At 71.8% G+C, this 13,061-nt stretch carries 8 protein-coding genes; all 8 read left to right on the forward strand.

Annotated elements, in window-relative coordinates; all coding sequences use genetic code 11:
* Position 1: 1 nt before the first annotated feature.
* Genes RBJ65_RS33060 through RBJ65_RS33095 form a run of 8 tightly spaced genes read left to right on the forward strand, consistent with a single transcriptional unit; the run spans position 2 to position 13,060 of the window.
* On the forward strand, positions 2–1,291 hold the full coding sequence (locus RBJ65_RS33060) for a glycosyltransferase family 4 protein (protein ID WP_306320359.1): 1,290 nt from the start codon (positions 2–4) through the stop codon (positions 1,289–1,291).
* Positions 1,288–2,685 (forward strand): Wzz/FepE/Etk N-terminal domain-containing protein, encoded by a 1,398-nt coding sequence (locus tag RBJ65_RS33065; RefSeq protein WP_306320228.1) that lies wholly within the window; start codon positions 1,288–1,290, stop codon positions 2,683–2,685. Before RBJ65_RS33060 ends, RBJ65_RS33065 begins: the two co-directional genes overlap by 4 nt.
* A complete protein-coding gene (locus tag RBJ65_RS33070) occupies positions 2,682–4,199 on the forward strand; it encodes a Wzz/FepE/Etk N-terminal domain-containing protein (protein WP_306320227.1) in 1,518 nt (505 codons plus the stop codon). The genes RBJ65_RS33065 and RBJ65_RS33070 overlap by 4 nt, the downstream gene beginning before the upstream one ends.
* A 3-nt stretch (positions 4,200–4,202) precedes the next feature.
* Positions 4,203–6,131: an asparagine synthase (glutamine-hydrolyzing) gene (gene asnB, locus RBJ65_RS33075; RefSeq protein ID WP_306320226.1), complete on the forward strand. Its 1,929-nt coding sequence runs from the start codon at positions 4,203–4,205 to the stop codon at positions 6,129–6,131.
* Positions 6,132–6,150: 19 nt separating this feature from the next.
* Positions 6,151–8,328 carry a bi-domain-containing oxidoreductase gene (locus RBJ65_RS33080; RefSeq protein WP_306320225.1) on the forward strand — a complete coding sequence of 726 codons (2,178 nt, stop codon included), beginning with the start codon at positions 6,151–6,153 and terminating at the stop codon, positions 8,326–8,328.
* Entirely contained in the window at positions 8,325–10,256 is a 1,932-nt protein-coding gene (locus RBJ65_RS33085; protein WP_306320224.1) for an alginate lyase family protein, read from the forward strand. The genes RBJ65_RS33080 and RBJ65_RS33085 overlap by 4 nt, the downstream gene beginning before the upstream one ends.
* A gap of 16 nt (positions 10,257–10,272) precedes the next feature.
* Positions 10,273–11,811, forward strand: coding sequence for a right-handed parallel beta-helix repeat-containing protein (locus RBJ65_RS33090; RefSeq protein ID WP_306320223.1), 1,539 nt, complete (start codon positions 10,273–10,275; stop codon positions 11,809–11,811).
* 7 nt (positions 11,812–11,818) lie between these two features.
* Complete coding sequence (locus RBJ65_RS33095) at positions 11,819–13,060, forward strand: O-antigen ligase domain-containing protein (RefSeq protein ID WP_306320222.1); 1,242 nt, start codon at positions 11,819–11,821, stop codon at positions 13,058–13,060.
* The last annotated feature ends 1 nt before the right edge of the window (position 13,061 follow it).

A 13,061-nucleotide genomic window follows, 5' to 3' on the forward strand; every position in this document is an offset into this window, starting at 1 on the left:
CATCGGTGACGCACCGAACAACGAGGACGGATCCGGCCGCGACGCCTCTGGACCTGGGCGGCGCGCGCTGATCCTCGTGGAGAACCTGTCGGTCCCCTTCGACCGGCGGGTCTGGCAGGAGTGCACCACCCTGCGCGACGCGGGCTGGACCGTGCACGTCATCTGCCCCCAGGGAACCAAGCGGGACACGGAAGCCGAAGCCGTGATCGACGGGGTGCACATCCACCGCTACCCGTTGACCGCGGCCACCGGAGGACCCGCCGGCTACCTCAAGGAGTACGGCTCCGCGCTGTGGCACACGGCCCGCCTCGTCCGCAAGGTGGGCCCCGTCCACGTCGTGCACGCCTGCAACCCGCCCGACCTGCTGTACCTGCCCGCGCGGTGGGCCAGGCGGCGCGGCGCCCAGTTCGTCTTCGACCAGCACGACCTGGTGCCCGAGCTGTACCTGTCCCGCTTCGACCGGGGCAACGACCTCCTGTACCGCGCCGTGTGCGCCCTCGAACGGCGCACGTACAAGGCGGCGGACATCGTGATCGCCACCAACGAGAGCTACCGGGACGTCGCCGTCAGCCGCGGCGGCAAACGGCCGGAGGACGTCTTCGTGGTGCGCAGCGCGCCCGCGATCGAGCGGTTCCAACCGGTCCCGCCCGAACCGGAGTTGAAGCGCGGCAAGCCCCATCTGCTGTGCTACCTCGGCGTCATGGGGCCCCAGGACGGCGTCGACTACGCGCTGCGGGCGCTCGCCAAGCTGCGCGACGAGCTCGGACGGACCGACTGGCACGCCGTGTTCGTCGGCTCGGGCGACGCCTTCGACGCCATGGTGGAGCTGTCCCGCGAGCTCGACCTCGGCGACCAGGTGCAGTTCACCGGGCGCATCCCGGACGCCGACCTGGTGCGCTACCTGTCCACCGCCGACGTCTGCCTGTCCCCTGACCCGTGCAACCCGCTCAACGACGTGTCGACCATGAACAAGGTCCTCGAATACATGGCGATGGGCCGCCCCATCGTCTCGTTCGACCTCCGGGAGGCCCGGGTCTCCGCCGGAGACGCCGCCCTCTACGCGCGTGCCGACGACGAGGCCGAATTCGCCGCGCTCATCGGCGAGTTGCTCGACGACCCGGACCGGCGCGCCCGCATGGGCAAGCTCGGGCAGGAGCGGATCGGCGGCCCGCTCTCCTGGCGGAACTCGCAGGACGCGCTGCTCGCCGCCTACGCCGCCGCCTGCCGCGCCCGCACCGCGGTGCGCTCCGGCGGCGGCCCGCTCTCGGCAAGGAGGAGGCGGCGTCGTTGAGCGAGGACACGATCCGCCTGGTCACGATCGGCCGGATGCTGCGCAGGAGGTGGCGGCTGCTCGCCACCCTCACCGTCGTCGGCGCCCTCGTCGGCTACGGCATGTCCATGGTGTTCCCGCCCCGGTACACGGCATCGGCGTCGGTGCTGCTGCCGGGGCAGTGGGAGGAGCGCGAAATGCTCACCCAGGTGGACATCGCGACCAGTTCGTCCGTGACGGACCGCGCCGCCGCCAAGCTCGGCTGGAACGGCGTCGACGGCAGCGAACTGCGGAAGCGGGTGAGCGCCAAGGCCGCCGACGGGAACGTCATCACGATCTCCGGAGCCGCCGAGAACCCGAAGCGCGCGCAGCAGCTCACCAACCGGGTGGCGAAGGAGCTCGTCTCCTTCTCCGCCCGGATCGCGGGCGGCGCCACCGACCCCGCGGCCGCCGCGGGCCCCGAGGCGCTGCGCAAGAAGGTGCAGGACACCAACCGCCGCATCACCGAACTCGCGGGCGCGGCCGACCCGGGACGGACCGTGGAGAGCGTGCAGGCCCGCACCGCGCTGGAGAAGCTGCGCACCTCGCTGGAGGAGGCCATGAAGAAGCTGGAGGAGACCGACCCGGCGAGCGACAAGGCAGGCATGGTCCTCATGGACACCGCGGCCAAACCCACCGGGCAGGCGCCACCGACGCGGCTGCAACTCGTCGTCGCCGGAGCCCTGTTGTTCTTCATCGTCACCGTCATCGCCCACCTCACCGCCGCCCGCATGAACCGTCGGCTGCGCGGCGAGGCGGAGATCGCGGCGGCGCTCGGCTCGAAACTCCTCGGCACCGTCGACGTACCCGGCGACCTGCGCGCGCACCGGGCACAGGGCGGCGGCGCGAAGGCCGGGCTCCGGCGGCTGCTCGGCCTCGACATCCGGTGGGACGTACCGGCGCCGCAGAAGTCCGGCGACGAGGCCGTCCGACGCACCCGCTTCCGCCGCGTGTGCGCCAAGTTGCGCAACCAACTGCCCGCCCCCAGGCGGCTGTTGGTCGTCGTACCGGACGGCGACGAACTCGCCCTGCGGGCCGCGGGGCAGCTCGTCGCCGAGGCCGGCAGCGAACCCTCCGCGACCTCCTCCGGCCGGGGGTACCCCATGCTGCGGACCGTGGTGGTCCCCGTCGACCGGCCCATCGTCCCGGACCGCGGCAGCGAGTCCGGGGCCGTCGTCGTGCTCAGCGCGGGCAGCTGGACCGCGGAGGAACTCGCGGGCATCGCCGGGGCCTGCGCCGACGGCCGCCACGAGATCGTCGGCATCGTCGTCGCAGGACCCGTCCTGACGGGCCCCGCGCGATCCGCCGAAGGACCGCCGGACCACGCCGCCCCGGCGCTCGCGGTGCGCGGGCACGCGACGGGAGGTTCGGCGTGACGACGAACAGCACACCGGAGTCCTCGGCGGCCACTCCGCTCTTCGACCTGCACGCGCTGGTGGTGGCGGTGCGCAGGCGCCGCCGCCTCTGGCTCGCCATGGCGCTGCTCGGACTGCTCGCCGGAGTGGCCGTGGCGGTCCTGCTGCCGCCCCCGCCGAGCGCGGTCACCAAGGTGCTCGTCTCCCACCCGGAGGACCAGCCGAACGACACGGGCACCCTGATCCGTACCGACACCGAGGTGCTGGCCACCACCCGCATCGCCCGGGAGGCCCTGAAGACCCTCAAGTCCCAGGAGAGCCCCGAGGACTTCATGAAGGAGTACCGGGGCACCGGACTGACCAACAACGTGCTGCAGATCGACGTGGCGGGCGAAAGCGACGCGCTCGCCGTCGACCGGGCCAAGGCGCTCGCCGACGCGTTCATCGCCGACCACGTCAAGCGGATGCGCGAGACCGCGAACGCGGAGGCGCAGGCCCTGCTCGACCAGCGCGACCGGATGCGGGCCGAACTCGCCCGCGTCAACAAGGAGATCGGCGACCGTTCCCCGGAGAGCACCCCCGAGGACTCCGCCGGCATCGAGACACTCTTCTCCCGGCGCGCCGAACTCAACTCGCGGATCGCCGACTTCGACCAGCGCGCCGCCGAGGCCCGCACCGGCACACCCAAGGTCATCGCGGGTACGCAGATCGTCGACGCCCCGCGCGCGGTGCGGCACTCGCTGCCCATGACCGCCGCGACCAACGGGGCGATCGGATTCGTCCTCGGCCTCGTCCTCGGGCTCGCGATCTCCGCCGTCGGCGCCCTGGTGGGGGACCGGCCCGTGCTGCGCCGGGACATCGCCGCGAACCTGGGCGCCTCCGTCGTCGCGGAGCTGCCCCGCCGCGGCGGGCCGCTGCGGCGCGGCCGCGTCAGGCTCACCCGCGAGCGGCTCACTACGACGCTGTCCCGCATCGTGCACGGCTCCCCGGAGCCGCTGTCGCTGCTCGAACTGGGCTGCGCGCACAGTACGAGCGCCATCGCCCTCGACCTCGCGAGGGCCCTCGCGGCGGAGGGCCCCGTGCTCGTCGTCGACGGACTGCCGGGCGCCGAGCTCGCCAACCTCCGCCCGCAGCCGGGGGACCCGCGGATCGTCGCGGGCGAGCACGCCCCCGCGCTTTCGCCGCAGGACCGCCGCGTCGGTGTCGGCTCGGTGGCACCCGGGACGGCGTGGACCGACCTCCAGTACCTCGGCACCCAGACCGTGCTCGTCGTACGCGCCGGGCACGGCAGTGCCGCCTGGCTGCACACCGTGGCACGCCAACTCGCCGAGCAGCGCATCCCCGTGCTCGGCGTCGTGCTGATCGACCCCGACCCCCGGGACCGTACCGACGGAACCCTGTGGGACGGGCTGCACATCGCGCTGCGCGGCCGCGGCGAACGGGCCGCCCGGCAGAACGGCTCCGGCCAGCGGCGCACGGAGCGCAAGCCCGCCTGGGCGGCACGCGGCGCGGACAACGACCAGGAGGCTCGCTAGCACATGTGTGGCATCGCAGGCACCTACCGGTGGCCGGACGGGAAGGTCGTCACCGACCGGCTCACCGACACCCTCGCCCACCGCGGCCCCGACGGGGCGGGCCGCTACGGCCACCCCGTCGGCGACGGTGAGGTGCAGTTCGGGCACCGCAGGCTGTCCATCATCGACCTGTCCGAGACCGGCGCCCAGCCCATGGTCTCGGACGGCCTCGCCCTCACCTACAACGGCGAGATCTACAACGCCCCCGAACTCCGCGCCGAACTGGAGGCGGCCGGAGTCCGCTTCCGCGGCACCTCTGACACCGAGGTCCTCCTGGAGGCGTGGCGACGCTGGGGCACCGACTGCCTGCCACGGCTCCGCGGCATGTTCGCGTTCGGGATCTTCGACGAACGCACCGGTGAACTGGTCCTCGTCCGCGACCAGTTGGGCATCAAGCCGCTGTTCCTGCTGCGGCGCGGCGGCGGCCTCGTCTTCGCCTCCGAGCTGAAGGCGCTCGCCGCCGCGACGTCCCTGTGCCCCGACCCCGCCGCGCTCGTCGCCTCGCTGCTCTACTACTGGGTGCCGGACTCCCGCTGCGCGTACGGCGATGCGGAGAAGCTGCCGCCGGGCAGCTGGATGAGATTCCGGCCGGACGGCCAAGTGGAGCGTGGCCGGTACTGGAACCTGAAGGACGTCGCCTCCGAGGGCCGCGACCGGGCGCGGGCGGGCGAGCGGCCCGACCTCGCCGCCATTGTCGACGAGTCGACGAAGCGACACCTGCTCTCCGACGTGCCCGTGGCGACGTTCCTCTCCGGCGGCCTCGACTCCAGCTACCTCACCGCCCTCGCCGCCCGCCACCAGCCCGGCATCTCCGCCTACACCATCGGATTCCGCGCCGAGGACGCCAAGTTCGAGGCCATGCCCGACGATCTGCGCTACGCCCGGCAGGTCGCCGCCCGCTTCGGCGTGGACCTGCACGAGATCGAGATCGCGCCGAACGTACTGGACCTGCTGCCGCGGATGACGTACAGCCTGGACGAGCCGATCGGCGACCCGGCCGCCATCAATACGTTCCTGATCTGCACGGCCGCCCGCGAGGCGGGCGTCAAGGTGATGCTGTCGGGGATGGGCGCCGACGAACTCTTCGCCGGCTACCGCAAGCACCTCGCCAACCTCATCGCGCTGCGCTACCAGCGCGTGCCCCGGCCCGTGCGGCGCGGCGTGTCCGCGACGGTGGAGCGGCTGCCGGTCGCCACGTCGAAGCGCGGCCTGCGCTCGGTGCGCTTCGCGAAGCGGTTCCTGTCGTTCGCCGAACTGCCGGAGGAGACCGCGTTCCGGCGCAGCTACACCATGTACGACCGGGCCGAGCTGCTCGGCCTGATCGACCCGGACCTCGCCGGGACCGTCGACGACGTCCTGACCGAGCACGCGGACACGTACGAGGACAACGACCTCGACGACTTCGTGAACCGCATGTGCCTCGGCGACGCCCGGATGTTCCTGCCGGGCCTCAACCTCACGTACACCGACCGCTCCAGCATGGCCGCCTCCACCGAGGTCCGTGTGCCGTACGTCGACGTGGAGGTCGTCAAGGCGGCGTTCGCCATCCCCGGCGAGCGGAAGATCGTCGGCAGGCAGGGCAAGGCCGTCCTCAAGGAGGCCGCCACCACGATCCTGCCCAAGGAGATCGTCTACCGGCCCAAGGGCCTGTTCAGCGCCCCGCTGCGGGCCTGGATGAGCCGGGACCTGGCGCCCCTCGTACGCGAGGTGATCAACGAAGGGGAGCTGGTCCGCTCCGGGTTCCTGCGCCGCGACGCCCTCCAGCGGCTCGCGGCGGCGGACGCGGCAGGGCAGAGCGACCACTCCAAGCATCTGTGGCACGTACTGACCCTCGAGTACTGGTATCGCGAAGCGACCTCTGGGTCCGGCAAGAGCACACGGTCAACGGCATAGGAATTACAGGGGAGTTCGCGTGAAGCAAGTTGTTCAGAACTACAAGAGCGGCGAGTTGGCCGTGCTCGACGTGCCGGTGCCGGGCTGCAAGCCGGGCGGTGTGCTGGTCCGCACCGCGTACTCGCTGATCTCCACGGGCACCGAGATGATGAAGGTGTCCGAGGCCGGCATGTCGATGCTGGGCAAGGCCCGCTCGCGCCCCGACCAGGTCGCCAAGGTCATGCAGTCCGTGGCCACCAACGGAGTGCCCGCCACCTACCGCAAGGTCATGGGCAAGCTCGACTCGTACACGCCGCTCGGCTACTCGCTGTGCGGGATCGTCGAGCAGGTCGGCGCCGGGATCGACGACGTGAAGGTCGGCGACCTCGTGGCCTGCGCGGGCAACGAGCACGCGCTGCACGCCGAGTTGAACTGGGTGCCGAAGAACCTCTACGCCCCGCTGCCGGAAGGGCTCGCGCCCCGGCACGCCGCCTTCGGCACGGTCGGCTCCATCGCGCTCCAGGGAGTGCGTCAGGGCGAGCCGCAGCTCGGTGAGTCGGCGCTCGTCATCGGCCTCGGCCTGATCGGCCAGCTCGTCGTGCAGCTCCTCACCGCCTCCGGCGTCCGCGTCGTCGGTGTCGACCCCGACCCTTCGCGCTGCGAACTCGCCGAGGGGCAGGGCGCCGTGGCGTGCGGCGACCCCGAGTCCGCGGCCGTCGAGTCGGCCGTCGCCGAACTCACCGACGGGCACGGAGTCGACCAGGTGTACCTGGCAGCGGGCGGCGGCAGCAACGGCCCCGTCGAGCTGGCCGCCCGCCTCTGCCGGGACCGGGGCCGCGTCGTCGACATCGGCAAGTGCCGCCTCGACCTGCCCTGGAACGCGTACTACGAGAAGGAACTCGACGTCCGCTTCTCCCGCTCGTACGGCCCCGGGCGCTACGACCCCGAGTACGAGCTGGAGGGCCGGGACTACCCGATCGGCTACGTCCGCTGGACCGAGCGCCGCAACCTCGCGTGCTTCCTCGACCTGGTCGCGCGCGGCAAGGTCGACGTCGAGCCACTGGTCTCCCACGTCGCGGATTTCGACGATGCCGTGGAGACATACCAGAAGTTGAAGGACGGCGACCTCAAGGCCGTCGCCGTGCTGTTCAGGTACCCCGAGCAGTCGGGCGCGGCGGAACCCGAGACGTCTGCCGTCACCGTGCCCGCCGTCCCGGCCGCGCCCGGGAAGCGGCGCCCCACCAAGTCCCCCGTACGCCTCGCCTTCATCGGCGCCGGGAACTACGCCACGTCCATGCTGCTGCCGCACCTCGCCCAGCGCGAAGGCGTCGAGCTGGCCACCGTCGTCACCACGACGGCGCTGTCGGGGGCCAACGCGCAGCGCAAGTTCGGTTTCGCCAAGGCCACCACCGACCTCGACGCCGTGCTCGGCGACGACTCCGTCGACGCCGTCTTCGTCGTCACCCGGCACAGCTCGCACGCCGACCTCACCCGCAAGGCGCTGCACGCGGGCAAGGCCGTCTTCGTGGAGAAGCCGCTCGCGCTGAGCGAGGACGAACTGGCCAGTGTTCTCACGGCTGTTGAGGAGTCCGGGAACGACCGGCTCCAGGTCGGTTTCAACCGCCGCTTCGCGCCGCTGCTGCGCGAGGCACAAGGCCGCTTCGGCACCCGCACCGGCCCCGCGCACCTGCGCTACCTCGTCAACGCCGGCCGCCTCGACCACGGCAGCTGGTACCTCCAACAGGGCAGCGAGGGCTCCCGGTTCGCCGGTGAGGGCGGCCACTTCATCGACACGGCGAGCTGGCTCCTCGACGCCGACCCGGTGTCCGTGTACGCCACCGCTTCGGCCGGCAACGACGACCTCCAGGTCGTGCTCCGCTACCCCGACGGCTCCACCGCCACCATCAGCTACGTCACGAGCGGACCGGCCGCCTTCCCGAAGGAGACGCTCGACCTGGTCGCGGACGGCAAGGCGCTGCGCCTCGACGACTTCGTGCGCGCCTCCGTCTACAGCCCCAAGCGGTGGGTGAGTTCACGGCTGCCCAAGGCCCGCGACAAGGGGCAGAGCGCCGAACTCGCCGCATTCGTCAGGGCCGTTCGCACCGGCGGCCCGATGCCGGTGCCGCTCAAGTCCCTCGCCGCCACCACCGCCGCCACGCTCGCCGTGCGGACGGGCCTGGCCAGTGGCGCCCCCGTGACCCTGGCGGAGGCGCGATGACGATGAGCGTGGGCTGGTACCTGCGGCGGCTTTCCCGGATGGGGCCGCAGGAGGTCGCGGGCCGGGCCGGTGACGCCGTGCGCAGACGGCGCTGGCGCACGGCGCGGCCGAACTCCCCGGCCGTCACCGGCGCCCGGTTCACCGCCGTGCTGCCCGCCGGGGCGCTCGCCGACGTGCCGCCGGACGCCGCGAAACGCCTGATCGCGGAGGCCGACCGGCTGATGTACGGGCACGCCGAGTTCTTCGGCGTCGTCCGTGACGACATGGTCGACCCCGACTGGTGGCACGACCCGAAGACGGGCCGCCGCGCCCCGTTCGGCTACGCCTTCGGCGTGCCGTACCGGGACGAGGACGTCGTCGGCGACATCAAGCAGATCTGGGAGCCGTCCCGGCACCAGTACCTCACCGTGCTCGCCGCCGCGTACGCCATCACCGGCGACGAGCGGTACGCCGAGCGCGTCGCAGCGCACCTGCGGTCCTGGTGGGCGGCGAACCCGCCGCTGCGCGGCGTGCACTGGATCAGCGGCATCGAGCTGGGCATCCGGCTCATCTCCTGGGTGTGGGTGCGGCGGCTGCTGGACGGCTGGCGGGGCGCGGCCGGTCTTTTCGAGGACAACCCGGTGGCTGTCCATCAGATCTGGCACCACCAGCGCTGGCTCGCCGCCTTCCCCAGCCGGGGCTCTTCGGCGAACAACCACGTCATCGCGGAAGCCGCCGGGCAGTTCGCGGCGGCCTGCGCCTTCGACTGGTTCTCGGCGTCGGCGCGCTGGCGGGCCGCCGCGCTGCGCTCCCTGGAACGGCATCTGCGCTCCAACACCTTCCACTCGGGCCTCAACCGCGAGCTGGCCTCCGAATACCACGGCCTCGTCCTGGAGTTGGGCCTCGCCGCGCTCGCCGAGGCGGACGCCGCCGGGGTGCCGGTCCCCGCGACCGTACGGATCGTGCTGCTGCGGATGACCGACGCGCTGGCCGCCGTCGTCGACAACCGGCTGCGACCGCCCCGGCAGGGCGACGCCGACGACGGGCACGGCCTGATCCTGGACGGTCCCGGCACCGACCGCTGGGGCTCGCTGCTCGCCACCGGGGACGCCGTGTTCGGGCGGCTCGGCTGGTGGCCGACGGTGACCGGAAGCGATGTGCGTACGCCGCTGATCGCCTCGCTCATCAAGCACGGAGCCCCGCGCGTGAAGCGCCCCGCCGCCCGGCCCTGGCACTTCGCCGACGCCGGGCTGACCGTGCTGCGCGGCCCGGAGGAGATCTGGTGCCGCTGCGACGGCGGCCCGCACGGCTTCCTGTCCATCGCCGCGCACGCCCACGCCGACGCGCTGTCCGTCGAGGTCAGGCACGACGGCGTCGACGTGCTCGCCGACCCGGGAACGTACTGCTACCACGGGCAGCCCGAGTGGCGGCAGTACTTCCGCTCCACCCTCGGCCACAACACCCTGGAGTTGGACGGCGCCGACCAGTCCACCTCCGGCGGACCGTTCCTGTGGACCCGGCACGCCCGCACCACCGTCCGGGAGGCGGGCGCGGCCCGCTGGTCCGCCGAACACGACGGCTACGAAGGGTCCACGCACCGCCGCCGCGTCGAACTCGACCCGGAGACACGGGAGTTGATGATCCGCGACGAGGTGCGCGGCGCAGCGCGCCCGCAGCTGCGCCTCGCCTTCCACCTCGGCCCGGAGATCACCGCCGAACTGGAAGGACACCGGGCGCGGCTCACCTGGTCGCGCGACGGCGAGGAGCGCTCCGCCGTGCTCGACCTGCCCGAGCGCCTCGACTGGCAGGCGCACCGCGGCGAGAGCGGCCCACCGCTCGGCTGGTACTCCGCCGGATTCGGCCGCAAGGAACCCGCCACCACGCTCGTCGGCACCGGACAAGCGGAGGGCACGGGCGAGTTCACCACCGTGCTCAGGTTCCAGGGCTGAGGAAGGGAGGGGACACGTGGGTATCAAGTGGCGGCACTGGACGTTGCCGGCGGCGCTCCTCGCGCTGGTCCTGCCGGCGGCGACCGCCTGCACCAGCGGCACCCCCGAGGAGAAGCCGAAGCCGAGCGCCAAACCGACCGAGTCCGGGGCCCGATCGCCCGTGGCCCGCGTGTGCGACAAGCCGTCGGACGGACCGAAGAAGGCACCCAAGGGCGCCGTGACGGTCGACCCGAAGGTGGTCAACGACCTCGCGGCGAAGACCAAGAGCCACCCGGCGGGCACCACGTTCTGGCTGCGCCCCGGCAAGCACCGCCTCGACGCGGAGAAGTACGCGCAGGTCATCCCCAAGAAGGGCGACCGCTACCTCGGGGCGCCCGGCGCCGTGCTCGACGGCCGCAAGGTCAACCAGTACGCCTTCGGGGGCACGGCCACCCACGTCGTGATCCGCCATCTGACCGTCCAGGGCTTCGTCCCGCCGCAGAACGAGGGCGTCGTCAACCACGGTTCGGGCGACGACTGGGTCATCGAGCACTCCACGATCCAGCGCAACTCCGGCGCCGGGATGATGACAGGCGCCCGTCAGCGGATCCGCGCCAACTGCCTGCGCGACAACGGCCAGTACGGCATCAACGGCTACAAGGACGGCGACACCGCGCGCGACCTCGTCGTCGAGGACAACGAGATCGTCGGCAACAACACCGACGACTGGGAGCGCAAACAGCCCGGCTGCGGCTGCACAGGCGGCATGAAGTTCTGGGCCGTCAACGGCGCCGACATCCGCGGCAACTGGGTGCACGACAACCGCGGCGTCGGCTTCTGGGCCGACAACAACAACAACGACTTCCGCATCGAGAACAACCTCTTCGAGTCCAACGACGGCGCCGCGCTCATGTACGAGACCAGCTACAACGCGGTCATCCGCAACAACACGATGCGGCACAACAACTGGGTCGGCAGCCGCAAGTCGGCGAAGCGCGGCGACAGCTTCCCGTACGCCACCATCTACGTCTCCGAGGCGGGCGGCGAACCACGCGTCAAGGCGCGCACCGACAAGCTGGAGATCTACGGGAACCTGCTGGACAACAACTGGAACGGCATCACCCTCTGGGAGAACGCCAACCGGTTCTGCAACAGCCCCGCCAACACCTCCACCGGCGAATGCACCCTCCTCGTCAAGGACGTCGACCGCTGCGCGCGGCCGGCGATCGCGAAGGCGCCGCTCTACGACGACTGCCGGTGGAAGACGCAGCGCGTCGACATCCACGACAACCGCTTCGTCCTCGACAAGTCCGTCGTCAAGTGCACCGACAAGTGCGACCGCATGGGGCTCCTTTCGCTGTACGGCACGTACCCGAAGTGGTCGCCGTACAAGGCCGAGAAGGTGGCCAAGGCGATCGCCCGCAAGCAGGGCAACCGCTGGCACGACAACGAGTACCAGGGCGCCTGGAAGTTCGTCGTCGAGGACCAGAGCAAGGTCGTCGACCGCGACGCCTGGCAGGACACCCCGTACAAGCAGGACGCGGGCAGCACCTTCGGCCGGAAGGCCGGTGGTTGAGATGGCCATGGAACAGCGCGACACGGTCGGCACACCGAGGGCCGTCGGGATCGTCTGGCTGCTGCTCGGCCTCAACACGCTCGGCTCGGCCGGGGCGAAGACCATCTTCCCGATCCCGCGCTCCATCATCCAGCTCGTCACGATGGGCTCGCTGGTCGCCGCGTTCGCCCTCGCACTCGCCCTCAACACCCGGCTGCGCATCAGGTCCAGCGCCTTCCTGTTCCTGCTGACCATGCTGCTCGTGCCGAGCGTGATCTCCAGCCTGCAACTCGCGGTCGGGTTCGGCGCGTTGTTCCGCTGCGGGCGCCTCGCCCTGTTCGTCGCCACGCTGTGGCTCGTCAGCCGCTGGTGGGACGGCAGCCTCACTTTCGTCCGCTACCACATCCGGATGTACGCGGGCGTGCTGGTGACGGTCGTCGCCGGCCTCTTGATCTCGCCGGGCGCCGCCATGCCCGAGCTCTACGGCGGGCGGCTCGTCGGCGCGCTGTGGCCGCTCACCCCGCCGCAGATCGGCCAGTACACCGCGGTGATCATCGGGCTGACGGTGCTGCTCCTGGTGGGCCGCAAGGTCGACAAGGCGGGCGCGACCGCCGTCATCGTCCCCTCGCTCGTCCTGCTCGCGCTCACCCACACCCGCACGGCCACGGTCGGCCTGCTCGCCGGGCTCGCGCTCGCGATCTGCTCGCTGCTGCTGAGCAGCGCCGCCGCCCGGCGGTTCTTCGGATGGGCGGTCCTCGTGGTGACGATCGCCGCCGTCGGCTTCGCGTCCGCGGTCCAGGCGTGGTTCCTGCGCGGCCAGACCAAGGAGTACTTCACCAGCCTCACCGGGCGGGCCAAGGTCTGGGACGCCCTGCTGTCGGCGCCCCGCTCCACCGTCGAGCAGTTCTTCGGCGTAGGACTCGGCGACAAGTCCTTCGGCGGCCTTCCCATCGACAACAGCTGGCTGGCCGTCTACAACGAACAGGGCCTCATCGGCGTCGCCCTCGTCGCGTCCGTCATCCTCGTCCTCGGCGGCGTCGCGATGCTGCGCCCGCCATCCCTGCAACGGGCCTGCGCGATCTTCCTGATCTCCTACGTCGCGATCTCCTCGTACACCGAGGCGGGCCTCGGCGACGCCTCGCCGTACCTGCTGCACCTGGCGCTCGCCGCGACGCTCCTCGCGACCCCCGCGGCGGCCACGCCGTTCGTGACGCCCGCGGTGCCCCGACGACGCGTCCCGCGCTGGGCCCGGGACCGGGAGGTGAGGTGAC

Source organism: Streptomyces sp. KL109B, assembly GCF_030766935.1.
Taxonomy (GTDB): domain Bacteria; phylum Actinomycetota; class Actinomycetes; order Streptomycetales; family Streptomycetaceae; genus Streptomyces.